The following is a 23,960-nucleotide window of genomic DNA, read 5'->3' as shown; positions in this document are numbered from 1 at the left end:
ACCGCTGGACAGCATGAGCCTTCGCCCTTATCGGCCACCCATGCCGACTCCAGACTCTTCCGCTCCGCCCGAATCCATCCTGATCGTCGATTTCGGCAGCCAGGTGACCCAGCTCATCGCCCGCCGCGTCCGCGAAGCCGGCGTGTATAGCGAGATCGTCCCGTTCAGCGCCGCCGAGGCCGCGCTCGAACGGATGAAGCCAAAGGGCGTGATCCTGTCGGGCTCGCCCGCATCGGTCCCCGCGGCCGGCAGCCCCCGCGCGCCGCAATCGATCTTCGATAGCGGCCTCCCCATCCTCGGCATCTGTTATGGTCAGCAGGTGATGAGCCAGCAGCTCGGCGGGCAGGTCGAACCCGGCGGCGCCGATGGCGAACGCGACGGCGAATTCGGCCGCGCCTTTCTGACCGTCACCGAGCCCTGCGTATTGTTCGACGGCCTGTGGGAGGTCGGCGAACGCCATCAGGTGTGGATGAGCCACGGCGACCGCGTGACCCAATTCGCCCCCGGCTTCCGCATCGTCGCGATCAGCGACGGCGCGCCCTTCGCGCTCATCGCCGACGACGAGCGCCGCTATTACGGCACGCAGTTCCACCCCGAAGTCGTCCACACCCCCGACGGCGCCAAGCTGATCGCCAATTTCGTCCGCCACGTCTGCGGTTGCAGCGGCGAATGGACGATGGCCGAATTCCGCGCGACCAAGATCGCCGAAATCCGCGCGCAGGTCGGCGACCAGCGCGTGCTGTGCGGCCTGTCGGGCGGCGTCGACAGCGCGGTCGCCGCGGTGCTGATCCACGAAGCAATCGGCGAGCAGCTCACCTGCGTCTTCGTCGACCATGGCCTGCTCCGCATGAACGAGCGCGAGCAGGTCGAGCGCCTGTTCCGCGACCATTACAACATCCCCCTCGTCGTAGTGGATGCCGAGGAACGCTTTATGAGCGGCCTCGCGGGCGTCACCGACCCCGAGAAGAAGCGCAAGTTCATCGGCGCCGAGTTCATCAACGTGTTCGAGGAAGAGGCGAAGAAGATCGGCGGCGCCGACTTCCTCGCGCAGGGCACGCTCTATCCCGACGTCATCGAAAGCGTCTCGTTCACCGGCGGGCCGAGCGTGACGATCAAGAGCCACCACAATGTCGGCGGCCTTCCCGAACGCATGAACATGAAGCTCGTCGAACCCTTGCGCGAACTGTTCAAGGACGAGGTGCGCCTCCTCGGCAAGGAACTTGGCCTTCCCGACATTTTCGTCGGCCGCCACCCCTTCCCCGGCCCCGGCCTCGCGATCCGCATCCCTGGCGAAGTGTCGAAGGAACGCTGCGACATTTTGCGCAAGGCCGATGCGGTCTATCTCGACGAGATCCGCAATGCGGGCCTTTATGACGCGATCTGGCAGGCGTTCGCGGTGCTGCTGCCCGTCAAGACCGTCGGCGTGATGGGCGACGGCCGCACCTACGATCATGTCTGCGCGCTGCGCGCCGTAACCTCGACCGACGGCATGACGGCGGACATCTATCCATTCGACGCAAGCTTCCTCAGCCGCTGCGCGACGCGCATCATCAACGAGGTACAGGGCATCAACCGCGTGGTGTACGACTATACGTCGAAACCGCCGGGCACGATCGAGTGGGAGTGACGGTATCAATCGATATCAATCGACTACAATCGGTGGGAGCACTTCGATTGCGCGACTATTTTATTTCAGATGACCCTAAGTAGCAGTAATCACTGACAAAGCTGACGTGACCCGTTCACTCTGTCGGTTTGACGGGCGCAGTTCTGCGTTGACGGATTTTGGGCGCTAGCGTCACCTTCGCGCGATCTTCCAGACTGCTTTGGCGACGATCAGCGATCCAAGCCTCAACCTCCTCCAAATCCACACCACACATCGCGGCGTGAGATTGAATCGACGCGGAAACTCGCCTCGTCTTTCCATCTCAAAAATGGTGCTGTCAGCCAAGGGAACGATGAGCTTGAGCTCGTGTCGGCGGATCATTCGGGGCAGTCCTGCGAATATCGCGCCGGCCCCTGAATTATTGACACGGTTTTCGGCAGAATGATCTTGGTAAGACATCATGACGATACGCACGCGATTAGGATTTTTTTGCCATAGTTTCCTTCGCGGAGGCCATTGATATGCCCTGCACTTCCGACAGCCTCACTGACGCAATTGGGCGCCACCGAGCCGTTGCACGATCATGGCAGCCCCCACGCCCATAGCCCCCGTCAAGACGACCATTCCATAACGCCCGTTGCAGGCATCGAGGGCGTCGAGCAGCGTCGACGTCAGAATCGCGCCGCTGGCGCCCATCGGATGCCCCTTCGCCAGATGCCCGCCGCCGACATTGACGCACGACGGATCGGCGTCGCGGTCGCGGAGGAATTTGGCGATGGTGACGGCAAAGGCCTCCATGAATTCGATCCGGTCGAGATCCGCGAGACCAAGGCCGGCGCGCGCGAGCACCTTGTCCATCGCGGCGAAGCCAGCGGTCAGCGAGGCGGCCGGATCGCCGCCGCTTTCGGCAAAGGCGATCACGCGCGCGCGCGGGGCGGGGCCGAGCCCTTCGGCGCCAACGAGCGCGAGGCCCGCGCCGTCGCAGATCGGCGGGGCGTGGGCGATGCTGTGGAGCGGCTCGAAGGTCGCGCCGTCGAGCGCGCCGGCATATTGCGGCTGCAGGTCGCCGAAGGCAGGCGGCGCGGCGGCGAGCGATTCGGCCGTCGTCTGCGGCCGGATGCATTCCTCGCCGGTCAGCGCGCCGGTCGCGATGCGCGAATGCTGCAAGCGCGGGTCGGCATCCGCTGCCGCCGCCTTTTGCTGCGAGGCGAGAGCAACCGCGTCGAGCTCGGCGCGGATGATGCCTTCGGCGTTCGCGAGCCGGTCGGCGGCGAGCACCGGCGGGACAAAGCGTGCGCGGGCCGGCAGGCTATCGTCGTCATAATAGGCCGCGCGGTCGCCCAGAAACGGGCTCCGGCTCATCGATTCGATCCCGCCCGCGAGGATGCACGTGGCTTCGCCGCTCGCGACCTTTGCGACCGCTTGACCGATCGCCGACAGCCCCGATGCGCAATAATTGTTGATGCTGTGCGCCGCCGTCGTGTCGGGCAGGCCCGCATGGAGCTTTGACACCAGCGCGATATGCCCGCCCTGCGCGCCGCTTTGCGTGACGCAGCCGAGGAGCAGCGCATCGGGATTGGCCGCGACATTGCCGCAGCGCGCCGCGAGCGCCGCCGCCTGCTGGCGCACGAGTTCCTGCGGGGTCAGCGCGGCGAGACCGCCATCGGGCCGCGCCTTGCCGCGCGGTGTCCGCACCGCGTCATAGAGATAGACGCTGGTCAAGAATCAGACGCCGACGACGAAGCTGACCGCGGTCGTTGCGCTGCCGCCGACGTTGAAGGTCGCGAAATTGCGCGCACCCTCGACCTGATAATCGCCGGCGTTGCCGGTGACCTGGCGCCAGCTGTCGAGCAGCATCCGAACTCCCGTCGCGCCGACCGGATGGCCGAGCCCGATCAGCCCGCCTGACGGATTGACCGGCAGCTTCCCACCCAAGGCAATCGTGCCATCCTCGACCGCACGCCAGCTTTCGCCCGGCGGCGTGATGCCGAAATGGTCGATCGCCATATATTCGGTGATCGAGAAACAGTCGTGCACCTCGACCCCGTCGCACGCATAGACGTCGGGCATTTCGGCGCGGCGCAGCGCATCCATCATCGCCTTGCGCACGCTCGGGAAGACATAGGGCGCACCGCGGCTTCCCGCGACCTTGGTCGAGTAAAGCAAAGGCGCGGTCGAATGGCCCCAGCCCTTGATGCGCGGGATCGCGTCGACAGAAATGCCGCGCCGCTTCGCATAGGCTTCGGCAACCGCGCGCGAGGCGAGGAAGATCGCCGCGGCGCCGTCGGTGACCTGGCCGCAGTCGGATTTGCGCAGGCTTCCCTCGATTAGCGGATTGACCTCGTCATTCTCGCCGAGATGATCGTCAGTGACCGCCCAGCCGCGCGTCTGCGAGTTCGGGTTCTTCTTCGCATTGGCGAAATTATTCGCCGAAATGCCACGCAGATGGGCGTGGTCGAGCCCGAAGCGTTCGTCATATTCCTCGGCGACGCGCGCGAACATATACGGCCAGACGTAGCGCGCCTCCTGCGCTTCACGCCCTGCCCAGGCCGCGGCACCAAGATATTCGGCGGCGCGCTGGCCGGGGACGTTGCGCATCAGCTCGATGCCGAGCACGAGCGCGAGGCCGTAGCGCTCGGCCTCGATCTCCGCGGCGGCGGCGAGGATCGCGATGCTGCCCGACGCGCAGGCGGCCTCATGCCGCGACGCCGGAACGCCCGCGAGATCGGGATGGACATGGCCGAAGAAGCCGCCGAGCTGGCCTTGCCCCGCGAACAACTCGCCGACGAAATTGCCGACATGCGCGGTTTCGACCTCTTTCGGCTCGATGCCCGTCGCGACGAAGGCGGCCTCGGCGACCTCGCGGAACAGCTCGAACAATCCGCCGCCTTCGCGCTCGAGGTTGCGCGCAAAGTCGGTCTGGGCGCCGCCCAGGATGAAGACGTCCTTGGCCATGTCAGGCCTCCTTTTCGAGAGTGGCGAGCGCCATTTCGCGCACGTCGCTACGCATCACCTTGTTGGTGACGTTGCGCGGCAGCGCGTCGAAGCGGAACAGTCGCTCGGGCAGCTTGAAGACCGCGAGATCCTTTTCGCGGAGATAGTCGGCGACCTCGCCGATCCCGACATCGCCCAGCCCACGCGGAACATAGGCGAGGCCGATGCGCTCGCCCATCACCGGGTCGGGGAGCGAGAAGGTGCAGGCTTCGGCGAGCAAAGGATGGCCGCCGAGCAGCTGGTCGATTTCCTCGGGCGAGATGTTGACCCCGCCACGGATGATGAGATCCTTGCAGCGCCCGACGAAGCGATAGAAATCGCCGCCTTCGGCGATCTCGAACAGGTCGCCGGTGCGGAACCAGCCGTCGCCGGTGAAAGCTTCGGCGGTGCGTTCGGGGGCGTTGTGATAGCCCTCGAACAAGGTCGGGCCGCGGATCTGGAGTTCGCCGGATACGCCATCTTCCTCGATCGGATCGCCCCCATTTGGCGGCACCAGCCGGCTCTCGATATTATACGCCCGCCCCTCGCCATAGGGCGGGGCGTATCGGCCGCGGCGCGGGAACAGGCTCGCGCGCTTGTCGGGATCGGGCATGTCGCCCTCGCCGGTGATGAAGCTCATCCCCTCGTTCGACCCGAAGACGTTGACGATGATGATCCCGAGCTTTTCCTGAAAGCCGCGCACCATCGCGGGCGCGAGCGGCGCCGAGCCCGAGGCGATGACGCGCAGGCTCGACAAGTCGACCGACGCAAGCAAGGCCTCATTCTGCAGCAGCATGTTGAGCACCGCGGGCGGCGCGATCGTCAGGCTCGGCCGCTCGGTCGCGATCTGCTTGAGGTAGACGCCGGGGTCGAAGGGATGATGGAGCACCATCGTCCCCGCGCTCGTCAGCCAGCACATGGTGATGCCGCCGATGCTCGCCATATTGATCAGCGGGAAGGGGTTGAGCAGCACGTCGCCCGGCCCGACCTTCATCGCCTCATAGCCCGCCCCCGCGACCGCGATCCAGTGATTGTGACTGCGCGGCACGCCCTTCGGGACGCCGGTGGTGCCCGACGTCCAGCAGATGGTGAAGATGTCGTCGGCGTCGACCTGGTTCGCCGCGACATGCGCCGCGAGGCTCGCTTCGTCTCCCCTGGCGACCGAGAGGTCGAGCGCATCCACCGGCGGGTTCGGGCCGAAAGTCAACAGCCGGATGCCGTCGAGTAGCGGTGCCGCGACGCCGACATGGTCGCAGCCCTTGACCTGCGTCGCACAGACGAACGCCTTGGGTTCGACGACGCCGATCATGGCTTTCAGCTCGTGGCTGCGATACTGCACCGCCGCCGGGCTGACGATCGCGCCGATCTGTGCGGCGGCGAAATAGAGCGCAACGAACTCGCTGATGTTGGGCAATTGGACGAGCAGCACGTCATCCTTGCCGATCCCTGCGACGACCAGAGCGCCAGCCAGCCGGTCAATTTCGGCCTCGAGTTCAGCATAGGTCAGACGTTGCGGTTCGCCGAAGGCAAAGTCGCCGCGATTGGGTGCATCGACCAGCGCCAGCCGATCGGGATGCGCCACCGCGTTGGCGAAAAACAGGTCGGCGAAACTCTTGTCGCCCCACCAGCCGCTTTCGCGATGCTGTCGCCGTTTATCCTCTCCCGCGGCGATCATGTCAGGCGGCCAGCACGCTGTTGTCGCCCATGCCGATATCGTCGCCGGACGCCCAGACGGTGTGCGTTCCCGAACAGATGCGCTCGGGCAGGATGATCCGGCACACCGGCCCCGCCGCGACATTCTTGGCGTCGATCAGCACGCATTCGGATGTGTCGGTCTCAAGGTCGGCGATGAAGGAGACGAGATAGCCGTCGTCCTCGTCCTTCGCATCGATCCGCGGCGCGAAGGGGGCCTCGCTGCCGAAGCGGCCGGGGCCGAATTCATAGGATTCGCTCGTGCGGGCGTTGAGGTCGTGCTTCACCAGCCCGCGGAACAGGAACCAGCCCGGCTCGGGGATCGCGCTATAGGCGTAGCGATAGGGCTTGCCCGCATAGCGGTGGTTGAACATCCCGAATTCGAGGTCGCGGTCGTCGAGCCGCTCCTCGACTGTCTCGCCGGTCTTCAAATTGAAGCGCCAGCGGTGGAGGCGCGGCTTGAGCAGCCCCTGGTCGAGATACGCCATCATCCGCTCGAGCCCCTCGGGCGCGTTCGGATAGGATTTGGGCATCGGCTCTTCCTGATAATAGCCGTCGAGGATGATCTCGTCCCCTTCCTCCCATGCGTTGAGCCAGTGGAGGGTGTAGGTCGGCTCGGCCGTAAACCAGCGAATATCCTCGGGCTGCCCGTGCCGCGGGATGATCGCAAAGCGCGTCTTTTCGTCGGGGTGGAACTGGACGACGTGCAGATTCCGCTCGAGCAGCTCCTCGTTCCAGTAGAGCGGCATGTCGTTGAGGATCGTGTAATTCTTGGTGAACGCCATGTCGTGCGGCAGGCGCGGCCCGGCGAGCGGGATCGGGATATAATGTTTGAGCCTGTTGTCCGCGCCGACGACGCCATAATGCATGAAGGGCGCGTGCTTCGAATAGTTGAAGAACATCAGCTCCCCGGTCGCGAGGTCGACCTTGCAATGCGCCGAAATGCCGTCGAGCGGCACCCAGCTTTCGGTGCCGAACTGTTCGAGCGTGAACGGGTCGAGCCGATAGGCTTCGCCGCACTGGTAGAAGGTCGAGATGATCCGGCCCGCGTGGATCGCGACGTCGGTCGACGATGAATCCTTGAGCCACTCCTGCGCGCCCCAGCCGTGGCGCGTCGATTTGTGCGGCGGCTCCATCAGCCCCGCCCACAGCGAGCGGCCGGCTTCCTTCTCCGCCTCGAACCCCTTGGTGCGCACGAAGCGGCTGCGATAGCTTGCGCGCCCGTCCTTGAACGAGATCGAATGGATGAAGCCGTCGCCGTCGAAGGGGTGATAGCGGCCGATCGGCTCGTGAATCTGGTTTTCGCCGGTGCGCACGTAAACGCCGTCGATGTCGGTCGGGATATTGCCGATCACCTCGGCATCGCCATTGGCGAAGATCGCGTTCCATTCATTGTAGGTCGGCCGCCACGCGCCTTTCATATAAGGGTGGTCGTTCGGCTGGATCGTCGATGCGATCGTCTCGACAAGCTGGGCGGTCATGCGATGACTCCTTCGGCGGGGGCAAATCGCGGCCTTGCGGCGGCGGCATCATATTCGGAAACGAGGCGATCGACGATAGTCGCGACGGGTTCGACACCGCGCACCGCGCCGACACCTTGCCCGGCGGACCAGACATTCTTCCACGCCTTGGCATCGTCCTGCGCGTCGGAGAAGTTGGGACGCTTGTCCTCGGGCATGTTCGCGGGGTCATAACCCGCGGCGATCAGGCTCGATTTCAGCCAGTTGGCGGTCACACCGGTGATACCCTTTGAAGGAATAATGTCCTCGGCGCCGGCGGCGACGATCATGTCCTTGTAGCCCGGCACCGCCATGCTCTCGGCACAGGCGATCAGCGAGGTGCCGAGATAGGCGAAATCGGCGCCCAATATTTCGGCGGCACGGACCGCATGCCCCGTCGAGATCGCTCCGCCAAGCACGAGCGGCCCGTCCCAGAATTGCCGAACCTCCTCGACGAAGGCGAAGCCGGCGGTCGCGCCGGTGTGCCCGCCCGCGCCCGCGGCGACGAGCACCAGCCCGTCGACACCCGCGGCCGCCGCCTTGCGCGCAAAGCCCACCGAATTAACGTCAGCGAAGACGAGCCCGCCATAGGAATGGATTTCCTCGACCACCCGCGCCGGGCTGCCCAGCGCGGTGATGACGAGCGGCACCTTGTGCCGCACGACGCAGGCGAGATCGTCGGGCAACCGGCTGTTCGACGGATGGACGACCAGGTTCACCGCCCACGCCGCCGCCTCGGGATCGTTCGACAGCGCCGCATCGATCCGGCTCACCCAATCCTCAAGGTCGGCGGAGGTGCGCGCATTGGGCGCGGGGAAACTGCCGATCACGCCCGCGCGCGAGGCCGCGATCACCATCTCGGGGCTCGACACGAGGAACATCGGCGCCGCGATCGCGGGCAGGCGCAAATTGCGCGTTAGCGCTGGTGGAAGGCCGTGTCCCGGCAAGGTCAATCCTCTCTCAAATTATCTGACTTGCATAGTGATACTTAAAGCCCTTATGAGTCGCAAGGCAAGAAAAACATCGCGGCGGTGGTCGCCAAGACGATGGTGCGTGGGAGGACCCTATGAAGAGCTATTTTGTCGCGCTGCTTACCGCATCGGCACTCGCCAGCCCTGGCATCGCTTTCGCTCAGGACGCAGCGCCTGCCTCCGAATCCACCGAGGATCAGGGCGGGCTCGAGGAAATCATCGTTACCGCGCAAAAGCGCGCCGAAGGCCTGTCCGACGTGCCGATCTCGATCTCGGCGGTCAGCGGAAAGCAGGTCGAAAGCTATGGCCAGACCAACCTCGAACAGATTTCGTCATCGGTCCCGAATCTGAAGATCACCCAGACCGCGATCGCCAACCGCATCGCGATTCGCGGCATCGCCTCGGGCGACAACAAGGGCTTCGAACAGTCGGTCGCGATGTTCGTCGACGGCGTCTATTACGGCCGCGACCAGCTCTCGCGCCTGCCGCTGATCGACATGGAGCGCGTCGAGGTGCTGCGCGGGCCGCAGCCGACCCTGTTCGGCAAGAATGCGATCGCCGGCGCGGTGAACATCACGACGCGCAGTCCGACCGACGAATTCGAAGGCTCGGTGACCGGCCTCTATGAATTCAACCACAAGGAATTCCAGCTCAACGGCGTACTCTCCGGTCCGCTGAGCGACGGCGTCGAGGCGCGCGTCGTCGGTTATTATCGGACCATGGACGGCTATTTCTATAACCAGAAGCTGGACCGCGACGAGCCGAGCGTTGACGAGAAATATGTTCGCGGCAAGATCGAGTTCGACAAGGGCGGGCCGTTCGCCGCCGAACTCAAGCTCGAATATGCCGACTTCGAGGCGAAGGGACAGCCGCGCGACGTGTTCGGCGCGGTCGGCAACTACAATACCGTCTTCCAGGGGCCGTTCTTCGTCAGCACGAACCCCGATTATGTCCGCGAGGACAATGGCTATGAAAGCCGCAACAAGGTGTTCGGCGCGACACTGAACGCCGACCTCGAAATCGGCGAACATACGCTGACCTCGATCAGTTCGCTGCTCGACTACAAGACACGCGAGATCGTCGACGTCGATTTTTCGGGGATCAGCTTCCTCGACGGCACGAACCTGCGCGAGGATTATCGCCAATATTCGCAGGAACTCCGCCTGGCCTCCCCCGGCGGCGAGACGTTCAACTATATCGGCGGCGTCTATTACCAGCATGCGAAGCTCGACGTGCAGGACTTCACGCGGTTCAACCCGACCTTCCTCGCGCTCGGCGCGCCGTTCAGCGCGCTCGGCGACACGCGCAACGACCGCGACTATGCGCAGAAATCGGACCTGATCTCTGCCTTTGCGCAGGGCGAACTATCGGTGACCGACCAGCTTCGCATCACCGCCGGCGCACGCTTCAACCATGAGAAGAAGAGCGGCCGCCGCACGCTCGCCATCGTCAAGGGGCCGCTCAGCACCGCGCCGTTGCCGGTCGTCACCGCGGTGTTCCGCGCGCTCAATATCGAGGCGCACAGCGTCTCGGGCAAATTGAGCGAGGACAGCTTCAACCCGATGGTCAACGTCCAGTATGACGCCACCGATGATTTGATGCTCTATGCGTCCTTTGCCCGCGGCACGAAAGCGGGCGGCTTCGACATTCGTTCGAACTCGCTGCCGACTTCGACGACGGTGGCGAAACCTGGTGCCTTCATGTTCGAGGATGAGAGCGCCGACAATTTCGAGGCGGGGCTGAAATACAAGGGGCGCAATATCGCCTTCAACCTGTCGCTCTATCGCACCAAATACAAGGATCTGCAGGTCAACATCTTCGACGGCACGCTCAATTTCAACGTCCGCAACGCCGCCGCCGCGACGACACAGGGGGTCGAGGCCGATTTTCGCGCCGCGATCGCCGACGGGCTGACGATCAGCGGCGCGGTCGCCTACCTCGACTTCAAATTCACCAACTTCACCGACGGTCAGTGCTTCTATTTGCAGGCGCCGGGGCCGAACGGCTTCTGCGACTATTCGGGCAAGCGCAACGCGCTCAGCCCCAAATGGTCGGGCAATTTGAACGTCGACTATACGACGCCGGTGACGAGCGACATCAAGGTGGCATTCAACGTCAACGCCGACTTCTCCTCCTCCTATATTGCCGCGGCGAACCTCGATCCGCGCACCCATCAGGATGGGTATGTGAAGCTCGGTGCACGGCTCGCGCTGGCGCAGCTCGACGATCGCTGGGAAGTGGCGCTGATCGGGCGCAACCTCACCAACCAGCGCATCCTGCAGACCGGAAGCGCGATGCCGCTGGCGACGACGATCACGCGCGGCGCGGGCAACGCCTATAATGGCATCGTCGACCGGCCGCGCACGATCGCGGTGCAGCTGACCGGGCGCTTCTGATGGCGGGCGGGAGGGCGGAGGCTCCGCCCTCCCCCTCCCGGCGCACGCCTTGTCGATGCACCCGTCCTGGTTTAGGGGCATGGCGACGCAAGGGATGGCTTTGGCTTGAAACACGACCGCACGATCAGGGCCTGTTCGATCTGGCGCGCGCTGGAGGTGGTCGGCGACGTTCCCGTCCTGCTTATCATGGAACAGGCGTTTCTGGGTGTGCATGGCTTTGACGAATTCGTCGCGCGCACGGGGCTTGCCCGCTCGGTCGTCAACGGCCGCCTCAAAAAGCTGGTCGAGGAAGATTGCCTGGCCAAGCAGCCCAAAAAGGGCGGACGCGGTTACCATTATATGCTCACGCCAAAGGGGCGCGACCAGTTTCCCAACGCACTGATGATGCTGCGTTGGCAGCATAAATGGGAAGCGGCGAGCCGCGATTTCCAGGTTCGGCTCTATCATGCCACCTGTGGCAGTGCGACCGAACCGGTCCCGGTCTGTCATTGCTGCCGCGCCGAAATCGACCCGCGCGACGTCGCATGGCGCGAGGGGCCGGGCCTGGTCCAGGTCACCCCCGCCTATGAACGCCGCCGCTTTTGCGGCGATGTCGGCAGTCGCCGACCGGGCGGCCGGCCCCTGGTCGACACGATGATCGAATTGTTCGGCGACCGCTGGGCGACCTTGGTCGTCCGCGCGATGTTCACCCGCATCAATCGCTTCGACGAGATTCAGCGCGATACGCTGATGGCCACAAACATCCTGACCGGCCGCCTGGACCGCCTCGTCAAGCAGGGCATTTTGTACGCCGCGCCCTATTCGGCGCACGCGGATCGCTTTGACTACCGTCTCACCGAAAAGGGCCGCGACCTCTACCCCGTGATCCTCGCGCTCCTGCAATGGGGCGACCGCTGGTTTTCCGACGAGCGCGGGCCGCCGGTCCTTTTGACCCACACCCCGTGCGGCAATGATCTCAAGATGGTCGTTGCGTGCAGCCATTGCGGCGACGAGCTTGCCCTGGGCAACAGCTCATTCGAAATTCAGGCGACCGGGCATCGCGCAAGCGGAGAATGTTAGGCCAAGGACAGGGCCTCATCATTTGTCAGCCGGGTCCATCGGGACCGACAAGATCGAGCCTGTCCGACCACGGGTCGTTTCCAGACCGCGCCGCGCCATCGGAGGCGAAGTCCATCACCTCGCCGCCACGAAAGCGGGGCCAGTCGGCGAGGCCAGGCCCGTTCGGATCTCCGGTTTTCACGAAGTTGACGACATAAGCGCTGATGGTCCGGGCGATCGCCCTGTCCCCGGCGATGGTCGCCGGGCCATATTTGGTGGCGACCGTATCGAGAAAATAGGGGATCTCGCTCGCGTGCGCCGCGCCCTTCGACCCCGCGCGCGCCGACTCGGCGACATAGGAAAAGCGATAGTGATAGGCGGGCTGCGCGGCCTCGGCGGCGCGTCCGGCGACATAGCGCGCCGGCTCGATCATGAACCTGTCGCCGCCGACCTTGAGCGCCACGTCGAAAAAGCTGCCGTCGCCCGCAGGATCATATATCGCCCGCGCCTTCGCGGCATTCGCGCCGAAACCGGCAAATATCTCCTCTTTCGACTTTGCGGCCACGAAACCGATATCGGCGCTTGTTGCGCCGATCATCACCGGCACCTTCGCCTGAAGGCCGCGGTCGAACATCGCCTCGACGCTTGCCGTCTGCGTCCGCCCGTCGGTGAACGGTCCCGACCAGGTCGGGGCGCCGGAGGGCGGCGCGAAGAGGCTCGCGAGATTGAGACCCGACACGATTTTTTCCGCCGGCAGGGCGCGGAGCCGCGCGAGCGCCGCCGCGTCGGTGCCGTCGATGCCGATGCTCTTCGCGAAATTCAGGCCGATCGCCTCGGCCGACGGGGCGCCCGGCAGGTCACGCGTCGCATCGCGCTGGAGGCCGGCGGTCCGCCCGCCACCCGACATGATGATGGCGCCATGAAACAGGTCGCGGACCGATGGCGAACCCAGCAGGTTCAGGACCGACATGCCGCCCGCCGATTCGCCCATGATCGTGACGCGGCCAGGATCGCCGCCGAACGCTGTGATATTGTCGCGGGTCCAACGAAGCGCGGCCTGTTGATCCATCAGCCCCCAATTGCCGGCCGGGCCTTCGCCGGCCGCCGGCAGCGCCGGATGCGCAAAGAAGCCGAAGCGGCCGACCCGGTAATTGAAGCTGACGAAGATCACTCCGGCGCGCGCGAGGGCGGCGCCGTCATAAACCGCTGGCGAAGATCCGCCATTCACGAACCCGCCGCCATAGATCCAGAAAAGGACCGGCAGCTTCCTGCCCTTCGCGTCGGCCGGCGCCCAGACATTGACGGTCAGGCAGTCTTCCGAGGGCGGCGTGCCGAGGGGGGCGGCATCGCTCGGGAACGGCAGCTGCATGCAGTCGTGCCCGAAGACGGTCGCATCGCGAACGCCTGCCCAGGGAATGACCGGCTGCGGCGCGCGCCAGCGGAGTGCGCCGACCGGCGGAGCCGCGAAAGGAATGCCGCGAAAGGTCGCGACATCCCCTTCGACCGAGCCTGCGACATTTCCGCCGGTCACCGGCACGACAGGCGCCTGCTGGGCAGCAGCCGGCAGGGCGGCTCCCAGCAAGGCAATGGCGGCGAATATCCTCATGGCCCGTTCTCCCTGTCGTTTGACGCCCGCTCCGGCCGCTAGAATTTGAAGCCGGCGCGAACGCCATAGGTTCGCGGATCGGCGAAGGTCGCGCTGGTGCCGTTCTGCGCCGACAGGTTCGACAGCGTGATCACATTCTCCAGATTTTTCGCATAGAGCTGGACATAATAGCGATCCTCAGCCGCCGTATAGGTCAACGCCAGATCGGTCTTGTGGAAGCTCGGCTGGCGGAACTGCACCGGAACGGCATAGTCGGTCAGGACATAGGAATCGCTGAGCCGGATGCGCGCATTCGCCTCGATGCGGCCGCCATTGCCCAGCTCGAGCGTGAAATTATAGCCCGCCGAGGCGGTGAGCGCCGGCGAGCGATCGAGATCGCGGCCGGCAAAATCGATCCCCGGCCGGGGGATGAAGCGATCGTAGCGCGCGTCGAGATAGTTGACGCCGAAATCGAAACGATGGTTCGGGTGCGGGTGCAGGCTGGCCTCGACCTCGATCCCGTCGACCTTCGCCGCGCCGGCGTTGGTCGTGATCTGGCATGGCCCGCCGCAGCTGTTCGACTGGAAGCTCAGCTGCAGCCCCTTATAGTCATAGTGAAACACCGAGGCGTTGAGGCGCACCGCACCGTCGGCAAAGCGCGTTTTGATCCCGCCTTCATAGGCAGTGAGCGTTTCGGGGTCATAATAGAGAATGTCGGCCGGCAGCGCGCATCCCGTGGCCGTGCCCGCTTCGCAGCCATCGTTGAACCCGCCGGCCTTGTAGCCGGTCGAGACGGTCGCATAGAGCAATGTATCGCCGAAATCATAGTCGACGCCGGCACGCCAGGTCACCTTGCTGAAGGTGCGGCGCGCATTGTTCTGCTGCGTCGGGATCTGCCCCACCGGCGCCGGGAAGATAATCACGGTCTGCCCGACGCGCGACTTGAGGTCGTGCGAATAGCGGACGCCACCGGTCAGCTTGAGCCCGGGAACCAGTTCATAGCTGAGCTGCCCGAACACCGCCTTGGACTCGGCGATCGTCGGATCCTGCGGAAAGCCATAGGCGAGCGCGCCGGGAACGAAGGGCGGGTTGAGGATGAAGGCCCCGATCCCTGACTTTTCCTTGAAATAATAGCCGCCGACCTGGCCGGTGAGCGGGCCGTCATTGTCGAAGGCGAAGCGCAGTTCCTGCGAATTCTGCCAATATTCGCCATCGAACACGCCGACAAAGGCGGTGGGCAAACCGAAATCCTGCGGCCCGCCTTCGTGACGCTCCAGCTCGCGGTAGCTGCCAAGATAGGTCATGGTCACCGGTCCGAACGCCCAGTTGAGCTCGGCCGAAACGCCCCACGTATCATTGTCGGTAAACGACGGCGTGCCGTCATTGTGCAGACGCATCCGCTGACGCGTCGATCCGAGGTCGACATATTGCGGCTGCCCACCCGGCGTGAAAGGCCGCGTGAAGAAATTGGTCAGGCGGACGCTGTGCGCCGGACGCCCCTTGATCCGGCTATAGTCGCCCTTGACGAGAAGGCTGACGTCGGGGCCGAGCTCGAGCAGCGCCGACAGGCGGGCCGACAAATTGTTCTTGGCGGGGTCGAGCTTGAAGGGCGACGTCGGCGACTGGATCACGAAACTGTCGCGGCGGTCGTAATTGACCGCTCCGCGCAGCGCGAAACCGCTGGTGACCGGCACATTGACCATCGCCGTTGCCTGGATGGCGTCGAAATTGCCATAGGCGGCGTCGAACGACGCCGCAAAATGGTCGAGAGGACGCGCCGAAATCACCTGCACCGCCCCCGCGGTCGTGTTGCGCCCGAACAGCGTTCCCTGCGGCCCGCGCAGCACCTCGACCCGCTCGATGTCGAAGAAGCTGACCTCCTGCGCCTGCGGCCGCGCGATATAGACGCCGTCGAGCAGGAAAGCGGCCGAGGGGTCGCCCTTCTCCGTACCGTCGGTGCTGGTCACGCCGCGGATCGTGATCTGAAGCCCGTTGGCGCGGTCGATCGACAGGTTGGGAACCACGTCGGCGAGCTGCGTCGGGTTGGAAATGCCCGCGTCGCGCAGCCCTTCCGCGCCGATCGCCGTCAAAGCGATCGGCGTTTTCGACGCCAGTGTTTCGGTGCGCGTCGCCGTCACGACAATGTCGCCGTCCTGCGGCGTTTCCTGCCCTTGAGCGAATGTGGGCGACGCGATGAGTGCGGCGGTGACGCAAAGATGAATTCGCAGACGATGTGCCATTGGCTCTCTCCCTCCTGTTTTATCTATGAACTCGATTACAGTTCACGTTTTCTAAGGGTAAAACCGATGTCTTTGGCAGAGTCAAGTAATCGATTACAAATCTATCTCGAATCGTCACATTTTCATGTTTGATAACGTTATCATTTAGACCTCACGTATGAAGCATCTCCAGCGGCGGCTCAGCCTCTGTCAGCGCCTCCGGCAAAGTCGTCGAACGCCCGGTCGGTCACGCGGATGATGCGGTCGGCGATGAACCTGGCGCCCTCGCGCGCGCCATCCTCGGGATGCTTCAGGCAGCATTCCCATTCGAGCACCGCCCAGCCCGGGAAATCATATTGCGCGAGCTTGGAGAAGATCGTGCGGAAATCGATCTGGCCATCGCCCAGCGAGCGGAAGCGTCCGGGGCGGTCGATCCAGTCCTGATACCCGCCATAGACCCCCGACCGGCCGCTCGGCCGGAACTCGGCGTCCTTCACATGGAACGCCTTGATGCGTTCGTGATAGAGATCGATGAAGGCGAGATAGTCGAGCTGCTGGAGCAGGAAGTGGCTCGGGTCATAGAGGATGTTCGCACGCGGGTGATCGTCAACGGCGGCAAGGAAGCGTTCGAAAGTCGCGCCGTCGTGGAGATCCTCGCCCGGATGGATCTCATAGGCGACATCGACCCCGACATCGTCGAAGGCGTCGAGGATCGGACGCCAGCGGCGCGCGAGTTCGGCGAAGGCCTCGTCAATCATCCCCGCCGGACGCTGCGGCCAGGGATAGAAATTCGCCCACGCGAGCGTGCCCGAGAAGGTGACATGCGTATCGAGCCCGAGATTGCGGCTCGCCTTCGCGGCGAGCAGCAGCTGTTCGGTCGCCCATTGCCGGCGCGCCTCGGGCTTGCCGTGCAGATGCGCGGGCGCGAAGGCATCGAACAGCCGGTCCTGCGCCGGATCGACTGCGATCAGCTGCCCTTGCAGGTGTGTCGACAGCTCAGTGATCGCGAGGCCATGTTCGGCGAGCGTGCCGGCCAGCTCGTCGCAATAGTCGCGGCTCTCCGCCGCAAGCTCGAGGTTCACCAGCCGTCCGCCGGTAGGAAGCTGGAGCCCCTTGTAGCCGAACCCCGCCGCCCAGCCCGCCATACCGGCGAGGCTGTCAAAGGGTGCCTCGTCGCTCTCGAACTGTGCCAGAAAGATCGCGGGGCCTTTTATCGTTCGCATGGAAATCCTTTCGGAGGGGAGGGTCAGTTATGCCGCCCGGTTTCTTCGACCGGTTGCCATGTGCCGCCTTGTGCCGAAGACCGGAGCGCGGCGTCGACGAAGCGCAGCCCGCGCACGCCGTCTTCGATCCCGGAAAGCGGCGTTTGCGCGATCGGCGTCGCGGTGCGGATCGCGCCGGCGAAATCGCGGTAGATGTTCGCGAACGCCTCGATGAAGCCTTCGGGATGACCCGCGGGCAACCGCGTTGCCACCGCGGCGAACGGACCGAGCCAGGGCCCGCCGGCGCTGACGATCTCGTCGGGACGGTCGGGCCAGCGCAGATAGAGATTCTGGCTGTCGGCGTGCGACCATTGCAACCCGCCGCGATCACCCCAGATGCTGAGGCGCAGGTCGTTCCGCGCGCCCGCAGCGATCTGCGTCGCCGCGACAAAGCCCCGCGCGCCGCCGGCAAAGCGAAGCAGCAGCGTCGCATCGTCGTCGATCCGGCGGCCCGGCACAACCGCGACGAGATCGGCGAGCAGATGGTCGATCCGCTCGCCCGATACATATTCGGCAAGGTTGAGGGCATGGACACCGATGTCCGAAATGCAGCCGCCGACGCCCGTGCGGGCGGGATCGGTGCGCCAGCCCGCCTGTTTGTTGTCGCCATGCTCGACCGGATCGGCCAGCCAGCCTTGCGGATATTCGACATGGACCCGGCGAATGCGCCCAAGGTCGCCACGCGCGACGCGCTCGCGCGCCTCGCGAACCAGCGGATAGCCGGTGTAGGTGTAGGTCATAGCATAGAGCGCGTTTGACGCGGCGACATGGCGCTGCAACGCCAGCGCCTCGCCCAGTGTCGCGGTCGCGGGCTTGTCGCTGATCACATGCACGCCCGCCGCGAGCGCGGCGGCGGCGATCGGAAGATGCGTGTTGTTGGGGGTCGTGATGGCAACGAAGGCGATGCCGTCCGGGCGCTGCGCCTCCGCGGCAAGCATGGCCGCGACGTCGGGATAGGCGCGATCAGAATCGATGCCATATCCCGCCGCCGCCGTCAGCGAACGCGCATGATCGCGGCTGAACACCCCCGCGCGCAGGCGTATCGCGCCGTCGAGTTCGGCCGCCATGCGGTGCACCGGCCCGATAAACGAGCCGGGGCCGCCGCCGACCATCGCCATGGCGAGGGGCCGGCTGGCGACGGTCATGCCTCGCTCCGCGCCGCGGCGAGCGTAACGGGCGCATAGCCCCCACGCGACCGGAAGAAGAGGATCAGCGCGAGATAGATTGCGAGCATCATCACCGGCAGCAGCGCGACTTCGCGCAGCGCCCCCTTCTTGCCCTCGACGACCACCGTCTCGATCGCCTGCCGTTCGGTTTCGGGTGCTCGTGCGACCGACGCCGCGTCGAGCGCGCGGTACGAGCCGAACACACCCTGCTTCGGCGCCGACAAATGGGTGTCGGCGAGCCGCGTTTCGTGCGCCCGGTCATAGGCTGCGAGCCCCGCCGCGGTCGAACGGTCCTGGATCGTGCCGAGCAGGCTCGCGCCGACGATTCCGGCCGCGAGCATCCCCGCGCCCGCCATGACGTTCACCGTCACCGCGCCGCCCTTGGGAAAACGCTCCGACGCGACGGCAAGGCTGGTGCCCCAGAAGAAGCTCTTGCCGATGCCATAGAGCGTGGCCGCCGCGAGCAGCGCCGCGCCGCTCGATCCCGCCATCCAGAACAGGCCGATCGCGGCGAGCGCCGACGCGATTGCCAGCGTTCCGAGCGGGGTGGCGACGCGCACGATCGATCCCGCGAACAGGCGGATCACGAAAACGATCGCGGCGGTATAGACGAGTACCCAGCCCGCCTCGATCCCCCAGCGTGCCAGTTCGGGTTCCATCAGCGAGACGATCCAGCTGTCGGTGCTGAGCTCGGTGATCGCGAGCGGGATCATCACGAGCACGAGGACAATATAGAGCGGATGCCCCGCCGAGCGGGCGTAGAGGGCATAGAGCGCGGTCAGCGCCGCGACGGCGAAGACGACGAGCGTCCCGGGCAGGTCGGCGACCCGCCCGATCTCGACGCACATCAGCGACAGGATCACGAAGGCGCTGACGAAGCCCGCTTCCTTCAGCATCTCGCGATAGGAAACGCCCGCCGCGACGCGCTCGCTGACGGGGAAACGCTGCCCCCAGAGCGCGATCGCATAGATAAGGACGGGGACCGCCATGATCGCGGTCTTCGCGCGCCAGTCGACATGCGCGCCAAAGGCGATGGCGATCACCCCGCCCAGCATCAGCCCCAGCGGCCAGGCGGCGTGGAGCCGGTTGAGCCAGCGCGGCTTGTCCTCGCTGTAGAGCGTCGCGACGAGCGGATTGGCGGCGGCCTCGACCGCGCCGTTCCCCAGCGCCATGATGAAGGTGCCGGCATAGAGCGACCAATAGCCGCCCGCGGTTACCAATATGCCGAGCCCGACGATGTGGCAGACGGCCGCGAAACCGAAGGCGCGGCGAAATCCGATCCGGTCGATCACGAGACTGAGCAGCACGATGGTAATCGCGAAGGGCCACAGGCCGACACCCAGCAATTCGCCCTTCTGGGTTTCCGACAGACCAAAGGCCACACCCCATTCGTCGACGACCATCGCACGCAGCACGAAGCAGAAGGATGTCGCCGTGATGGCGGCGAAAGATATGCCGAAAAGCCGCCTCCGCGTATCAAAAGGTCCGATCACCAACCCCTCCCCCATTTTACGTATGTAATGGATTACATTATGCACAGTGGCGTTGAATCGCAAGGCCAATAATACTAAGCTTCCCAACGCTTTTCACGATGAGAGAACGTTTCCAAATGACGACAATTGCAGATGTGGCACGCGCGGCAGGTGTTTCGACCGCCACAGTGTCGCGCGCACTAAGCAACCCCGATGCGGTCAGCGAACCGCGGCGCAGCCAGGTGCTGCAGGCGGCGAAGGCGCTCGGCTATACGCCCAACTATGCCGCGCAGAGCCTGCGCACCACCCGGTCGCAGCGGATCATCCTGACCGTTCCCGACATCTCCAACCCCTTTTTCTCCGCGGTGATCCGCGGCGCCGAGGAGGCCGCGCTCGCCGCGCGTTACTCGCTGCTGATCGGCGACACGCATCACGACAGCGAGCGCGAGGAATATTATGCCGCAATGCTGACGCGCCGCGAGGCCGACGGCATGATCTTCCTCGGCCACCGGCTCGCGCCGACGATGGTCGCTCTGGTGGCCAAGCAGGGCGAGAAGGCGCCGATCGTCAACGGCTGCGAGTTCGAACCCGGCCTCAACGTCTCGAGCGTCCATATCGCCAATGCCGTCGCGGCGGCGGAGGCGATGCAGCATCTCTATGACCTCGGGCACCAGCGGATCGGCGTCATCACCGGCCCGCTGCTGAGCCCGATCAGCCGCGACCGGTTGAGCGGCGTTCAGGGCGCCGCGGCGGGGCAGCGCCTGTGGGACGAGGTACTGGTGCGGACGGGCGATTTCTCGGTCGATTCGGGCGAGGCGCTGACGCACGAACTGATGGCCGAGGCGGCGCCGCCGACCGCGATCTTCTGCTTCAGCGACGAAATGGCGATCGGCGCGATCGCGGCGCTTCGCGAACGCGGCCTCGATTGCCCGCGCGACGTTTCGGTCGTCGGTTTCGACGACATACGCTACGCCCGCGCCTTCCATCCCGCGCTCACCACGATCAGTCAGCCCAAGGAAACGATCGGGCGCAAGGCGGTCGAGATGCTGCTCGCGATCCTCTCCAAGAAGGCGGAGGGTCTCGCGTCGATCACCCTCCCCCACGAACTGGTGGTGCGCGAAAGCACGGCGCCGCCGCCCGCGCGCTGAGGCAGCGGCCAGCCCCTTCAGAGCTGGCCGGCCTTGAGCCGTTCGACCGCATGATTGGCGGCGCGTGCCGTCAACGCCATATAGGTCAGCGACGGATTCTGCGCCGCGGTCGACGTCATGCACGCGCCGTCGGTAACGAACAGGTTGGACACCTCGTGCGACTGGTTGAAGCCGTTCAGATAGGATGTCGTCGGATCGCGCCCCATGCGCGCCGTGCCCATTTCGTGGATCGCGAGGCCGCCGGGCGGTAGCGCCGTCCGGATCGCGCTCACGCCCACGGCGCCCGCCGCGGTCAGCATCGCCACCGCCTCTTTCGATATATCCTCGGCCATCAGCTTTTCGTTCGCGCCCCATTCGAACCGCGTGTTGAGGATAGGAATGCCCCATTTGTCCTTCTTCTGCGCATCAAGGCTCAGCCGGTTGTCGTAATTGGGCAGGCACTCGCCGAAGCCGGCGATATAGATGAACCACGGCCCCGGCTCGCGCAGCGATTGTTTCAGCGGCGCGCCGAAACCCGGCGTCATCGCGCCGCGCGTCCAGTTGGAGCGCGCGGCGGCGCCCTGCAGGCCATAGCCGCGCAGGAAGGGCGCATCCTTCTTTCCGACATTGCGGAAACGCGGCATGTAAAGGCCCGCGGGACGATTGCCGATCGGCTGGCTGTCGAGCATCCCGGGCACGATGCCAAAGGCGCCGCCGGTCATCAGATGGTCCATCAGATAATGACCGAGCACCCCGCTTCTGTTGCCGATACCGTCCGGATATTGCTCGCTCGTCGAGTTGAGCAGGATCTGCGTGGAGCCGAGCGTCGACGCGTTCAGAAAGACGATCCGCCCGCGATAGGTCGTGCGCGTTCCCTTGGCGGAATCGATGACCCGCACCCCCGACACCTTGCGCGTAGCGGGATCATGATCGAGCCCCTCGACGATCGCGTCGGTGACGATCGTCAGATTGCCCGTCGCTTCGGCGGCGGGAAGCGTCGAGCTGATCGAGCTGAAATAGGATCCGGTCGAACAGCCGCGCTGGCACGGCCCGCAATAATGGCACGCCGCGCGGTCGCCCAGATCCTGTGTCAGGATCGCCGACGGCGCGATCATCAGCCGCCGGTCGGGATAGGTTTTCGCGATCCCCTCGGCGACATGCGCCTCGCAGCGATTGAGCGGCATCCCCGGCTGGAAACGGCCGACCGGGGCCGTCGGCGCGTCATAGTCCGACTGCCCCGACACGCCGATGAAGCGTTCGACATGGTCGTACCAGGGGCGGATGTCTTCATAGCGGATCGGCCAGTCGACGCCGTGGCCGTCCTCGGCATTTTCGGTGAAGTTGATCGGACCCAGCCGCGGCGTGACGCGCCCCCAGGTGAGCGAGCGGCCGCCGAGATGATAGCCGCGGATCCAGCTGAACGGATGCTCGGCATCCTGCCCATAGGGATGCGCGCTGTCGTTCACGAAGAAATGGTCGGTCGACTCGCCAAAGGCGTAGCAGGTGCGCTGGATCGGATAGTCGCGCTCGTAGCGATGCCGGTCGCCGAGGTCGCGGAAGGGGAACTCCCACGCCGCCTTGTGCTCGCCGACATAATCTTCGGGCGTGATCGACCGCCCACGCTCGATGAGCAGAACCTTCAATCCCTTTTCGGTCAACTCCTTCGCGGCCCAGCCGCCCGAGATGCCCGAGCCGACGACGATCGCATCGAAATCCTGATTCGACATGGTGATGCTCCCGCTTAGTAGGCGCTGAAAGGCGACAGCGAATAGAGGATGAAGGAATCGGCGCGGTCACCCGGCTTGAACGGCGCGTCGGGCCGATATTCGTTCGGGACCATGTCGAGCCGCAGTTCGACCGATGCGCCGAGCTCGCTCGTATAATAGCCATAGACGGTGAGCCGCTTCATCAGCACCGCAAAGGGCGTGCGCGGCCGCACGCCGGCGCCGGGCGCCGCCATCGCCGCGCCGGCGGCAGCGAGCTGCTTGCCATAATAATCGTCCTTCGCGGCCTGCGCGAGTTCGGCGAACGGCTTCCCATGCGCTGCGCGCGCGCCGTCGCCAAAGGCGGCCATCCCGTCCATGAAGTGCGTCCGCTCGGCCGGGTTGAACCAGTCGGCCACCATCATTTCAATGAAGGCCGGCACACCCGCTGCCTTCGCCCCGCCGGTATCGGTCGCGGGAATGATCGTTTCGGCAATGTCGGCAATCAGCGCCCGCCGGTCCGGAGACCATGGCTCCGGCGCCGCCATGGCGGCGCGCGCGGCGGGGGTCACCAACCCGACACCGAGAAAGGCGGCAAGCTTGAGCAAATCGCGGCGACCGGTAAGGGCGTAGCCGGCAGTCTGGGCGGATGGCATTGACCTCTCCCTTGCTTATGTTATGATGATTGAGTAATCGATTGCAAATACCTATGCAAGAGGATAAATCGGCATAAATATACAAATGAAAGCCCCTACGGCGACGCTATATGTAATCATTTACATATGACACGACCGGGGAAAAAGAGGGATCGAGGATGAACAAGAAGGCTATGCCCGTGCGGCGGTTCGCCATCGCATCGGCGATTGCGACCGGCGCCCTGCTGTTCGCGGCACCCGGCGCAACCGGCGCCGACGCCCCCAACCCGAAAGCGCGCGTCGCGTTTCAGGCCTGCGCCGCCTGCCATTCGGACAAGGCCGGCGTGACCCGGCTCGGGCCCAGCCTCGCCGGCATCTTCGGCAAGCCCGCCGCGCAGGCGAAAGGCTTTCGCTATTCCCCCGCGCTCGCGAAGGCGAAGCTGCGCTGGGACCGCAAGACGCTCGACGCCTTCATCGCGAACCCCAAGGCGGTCGTTCCGGGCAATCGCATGAGCTACCCCGGCGTTTCGGATCCCGCCAAGCGCGCCGCGATCATCGACTATATGCAAGGCCTGCGCTGACACCGGCCAAACCGACAACGAGAATGAAAGGGACA

The 23,960-nt window shown here is 65.0% G+C and carries 18 protein-coding genes; 5 read left to right on the top strand and 13 right to left on the bottom strand.

From position 1 onward, the window contains the following. Positions 1-40: 40 nt before the first annotated feature. Positions 41-1,627 (top strand): glutamine-hydrolyzing GMP synthase, encoded by a 1,587-nt coding sequence (guaA, locus tag J2X38_RS05535; RefSeq protein WP_310252071.1) that lies wholly within the window; start codon positions 41-43, stop codon positions 1,625-1,627. A gap of 171 nt (positions 1,628-1,798) precedes the next feature. Here guaA and J2X38_RS05530 read toward each other — a convergent pair whose 3' ends face one another. The 6 genes from J2X38_RS05530 to J2X38_RS05505 all read right to left on the bottom strand — a co-directional run bounded on the left by J2X38_RS05530 (position 1,799) and on the right by J2X38_RS05505 (position 8,717). Beyond that, positions 1,799-1,987, bottom strand: coding sequence for an AlpA family phage regulatory protein (locus J2X38_RS05530; RefSeq protein WP_310252709.1), 189 nt, complete (start codon positions 1,985-1,987; stop codon positions 1,799-1,801). Positions 1,988-2,149: 162 nt separating this feature from the next. Beyond that, positions 2,150-3,328 (bottom strand): acetyl-CoA C-acyltransferase, encoded by a 1,179-nt coding sequence (locus tag J2X38_RS05525; RefSeq protein ID WP_310252069.1) that lies wholly within the window; start codon positions 3,326-3,328, stop codon positions 2,150-2,152. 3 nt (positions 3,329-3,331) lie between these two features. After that, positions 3,332-4,561 carry an acetyl-CoA acetyltransferase gene (locus J2X38_RS05520; protein ID WP_310252066.1) on the bottom strand — a complete coding sequence of 410 codons (1,230 nt, stop codon included), beginning with the start codon at positions 4,559-4,561 and terminating at the stop codon, positions 3,332-3,334. 1 nt (position 4,562) lies between these two features. Continuing rightward, entirely contained in the window at positions 4,563-6,254 is a 1,692-nt protein-coding gene (locus J2X38_RS05515) for a class I adenylate-forming enzyme family protein (RefSeq protein WP_310252064.1), read from the bottom strand. A 1-nt stretch (position 6,255) separates the two neighbouring features. Then, entirely contained in the window at positions 6,256-7,752 is a 1,497-nt protein-coding gene (locus J2X38_RS05510; protein ID WP_058536635.1) for a carotenoid oxygenase family protein, read from the bottom strand. After that, on the bottom strand, positions 7,749-8,717 hold the full coding sequence (locus J2X38_RS05505) for a nitronate monooxygenase (RefSeq protein ID WP_310252062.1): 969 nt from the start codon (positions 8,715-8,717) through the stop codon (positions 7,749-7,751). Before J2X38_RS05505 ends, J2X38_RS05510 begins: the two co-directional genes overlap by 4 nt. Before the next feature lie 119 nt (positions 8,718-8,836). On the opposite strand from J2X38_RS05505, the gene J2X38_RS05500 reads away from it, so the two are divergent. Together J2X38_RS05500 and J2X38_RS05495 are read left to right on the top strand one after the other, a co-directional pair. Next, entirely contained in the window at positions 8,837-11,137 is a 2,301-nt protein-coding gene (locus J2X38_RS05500; RefSeq protein ID WP_310252060.1) for a TonB-dependent receptor, read from the top strand. Between the two features lie 105 nt (positions 11,138-11,242). Continuing rightward, the gene (locus J2X38_RS05495) at positions 11,243-12,196 is read left to right on the top strand and encodes a winged helix-turn-helix transcriptional regulator (protein ID WP_310252058.1); all 954 of its coding nucleotides are present in this window, start codon (positions 11,243-11,245) and stop codon (positions 12,194-12,196) included. A 25-nt stretch (positions 12,197-12,221) separates the two neighbouring features. On the opposite strand, the gene J2X38_RS05490 is transcribed toward J2X38_RS05495, so the two are convergent. From J2X38_RS05490 to J2X38_RS05470, 5 genes are all read right to left on the bottom strand, one after another. Beyond that, complete coding sequence (locus J2X38_RS05490; protein ID WP_310252056.1) at positions 12,222-13,781, bottom strand: carboxylesterase family protein; 1,560 nt, start codon at positions 13,779-13,781, stop codon at positions 12,222-12,224. Positions 13,782-13,819: 38 nt separating this feature from the next. Further along, entirely contained in the window at positions 13,820-16,000 is a 2,181-nt protein-coding gene (locus tag J2X38_RS05485) for a TonB-dependent receptor (RefSeq protein ID WP_310252053.1), read from the bottom strand. 179 nt (positions 16,001-16,179) lie between these two features. Further along, positions 16,180-17,202: a sugar phosphate isomerase/epimerase gene (locus tag J2X38_RS05480; RefSeq protein ID WP_310252051.1), complete on the bottom strand. Its 1,023-nt coding sequence runs from the start codon at positions 17,200-17,202 to the stop codon at positions 16,180-16,182. A gap of 23 nt (positions 17,203-17,225) precedes the next feature. Beyond that, positions 17,226-18,386, bottom strand: a complete 1,161-nt coding sequence (locus tag J2X38_RS05475) for a Gfo/Idh/MocA family oxidoreductase (RefSeq protein WP_310252049.1) — start codon at positions 18,384-18,386, stop codon at positions 17,226-17,228. After that, entirely contained in the window at positions 18,383-19,900 is a 1,518-nt protein-coding gene (locus J2X38_RS05470; protein WP_310252046.1) for an MFS transporter, read from the bottom strand. Before J2X38_RS05470 ends, J2X38_RS05475 begins: the two co-directional genes overlap by 4 nt. A 116-nt stretch (positions 19,901-20,016) precedes the next feature. Here J2X38_RS05470 and J2X38_RS05465 point away from each other — a divergent pair, with 116 nt between their 5' ends. Next, a complete protein-coding gene (locus J2X38_RS05465) occupies positions 20,017-21,027 on the top strand; it encodes a LacI family DNA-binding transcriptional regulator (protein ID WP_058536641.1) in 1,011 nt (336 codons plus the stop codon). Between the two features lie 17 nt (positions 21,028-21,044). Here the strand turns inward: J2X38_RS05465 and J2X38_RS05460 are convergent, their stop codons facing one another. Continuing rightward, positions 21,045-22,733 carry a GMC family oxidoreductase gene (locus J2X38_RS05460; RefSeq protein ID WP_310252043.1) on the bottom strand — a complete coding sequence of 563 codons (1,689 nt, stop codon included), beginning with the start codon at positions 22,731-22,733 and terminating at the stop codon, positions 21,045-21,047. Between the two features lie 14 nt (positions 22,734-22,747). Further along, complete coding sequence (locus J2X38_RS05455) at positions 22,748-23,365, bottom strand: gluconate 2-dehydrogenase subunit 3 family protein (RefSeq protein WP_310252041.1); 618 nt, start codon at positions 23,363-23,365, stop codon at positions 22,748-22,750. A gap of 158 nt (positions 23,366-23,523) precedes the next feature. Here J2X38_RS05455 and J2X38_RS05450 point away from each other — a divergent pair, with 158 nt between their 5' ends. Further along, the gene (locus tag J2X38_RS05450) at positions 23,524-23,925 is read left to right on the top strand and encodes a cytochrome c family protein (RefSeq protein ID WP_058536644.1); all 402 of its coding nucleotides are present in this window, start codon (positions 23,524-23,526) and stop codon (positions 23,923-23,925) included. Positions 23,926-23,960: the final 35 nt, after the last annotated feature.

It is taken from the genome of Sphingopyxis sp. BE235, from assembly GCF_031457175.1.
Taxonomy (GTDB): Bacteria; Pseudomonadota; Alphaproteobacteria; order Sphingomonadales; family Sphingomonadaceae; genus Sphingopyxis.
The sequence above is the reverse complement of the archived record's forward strand: the minus strand, read 5'-3'. Positions and strand labels throughout refer to the sequence as shown.

Bases quoted from the DNA above. Each gene is read 5' to 3' on its own strand.
- J2X38_RS05490 (WP_310252056.1), bottom strand. From the start codon at position 13,781: ATGAGGATATTCGCCGCCATTGCCTTGCTGGGAGCCGCCCTGCCGGCT.
- J2X38_RS05450 (WP_058536644.1), top strand. From the start codon at position 23,524: ATGAACAAGAAGGCTATGCCCGTGCGGCGGTTCGCCATCGCATCGGCG.
- J2X38_RS05510 (WP_058536635.1), bottom strand. From the start codon at position 7,752: ATGACCGCCCAGCTTGTCGAGACGATCGCATCGACGATCCAGCCGAAC.
- J2X38_RS05455 (WP_310252041.1), bottom strand. From the start codon at position 23,365: ATGCCATCCGCCCAGACTGCCGGCTACGCCCTTACCGGTCGCCGCGAT.
- J2X38_RS05530 (WP_310252709.1), bottom strand. From the start codon at position 1,987: ATGATCCGCCGACACGAGCTCAAGCTCATCGTTCCCTTGGCTGACAGC.
- J2X38_RS05480 (WP_310252051.1), bottom strand. From the start codon at position 17,202: ATGCGAACGATAAAAGGCCCCGCGATCTTTCTGGCACAGTTCGAGAGC.
- J2X38_RS05465 (WP_058536641.1), top strand. From the start codon at position 20,017: ATGACGACAATTGCAGATGTGGCACGCGCGGCAGGTGTTTCGACCGCC.
- J2X38_RS05515 (WP_310252064.1), bottom strand. From the start codon at position 6,254: ATGATCGCCGCGGGAGAGGATAAACGGCGACAGCATCGCGAAAGCGGC.
- J2X38_RS05485 (WP_310252053.1), bottom strand. From the start codon at position 16,000: ATGGCACATCGTCTGCGAATTCATCTTTGCGTCACCGCCGCACTCATC.
- J2X38_RS05460 (WP_310252043.1), bottom strand. From the start codon at position 22,733: ATGTCGAATCAGGATTTCGATGCGATCGTCGTCGGCTCGGGCATCTCG.
- guaA (WP_310252071.1), top strand. From the start codon at position 41: ATGCCGACTCCAGACTCTTCCGCTCCGCCCGAATCCATCCTGATCGTC.
- J2X38_RS05500 (WP_310252060.1), top strand. From the start codon at position 8,837: ATGAAGAGCTATTTTGTCGCGCTGCTTACCGCATCGGCACTCGCCAGC.
- J2X38_RS05520 (WP_310252066.1), bottom strand. From the start codon at position 4,561: ATGGCCAAGGACGTCTTCATCCTGGGCGGCGCCCAGACCGACTTTGCG.
- J2X38_RS05475 (WP_310252049.1), bottom strand. From the start codon at position 18,386: ATGACCGTCGCCAGCCGGCCCCTCGCCATGGCGATGGTCGGCGGCGGC.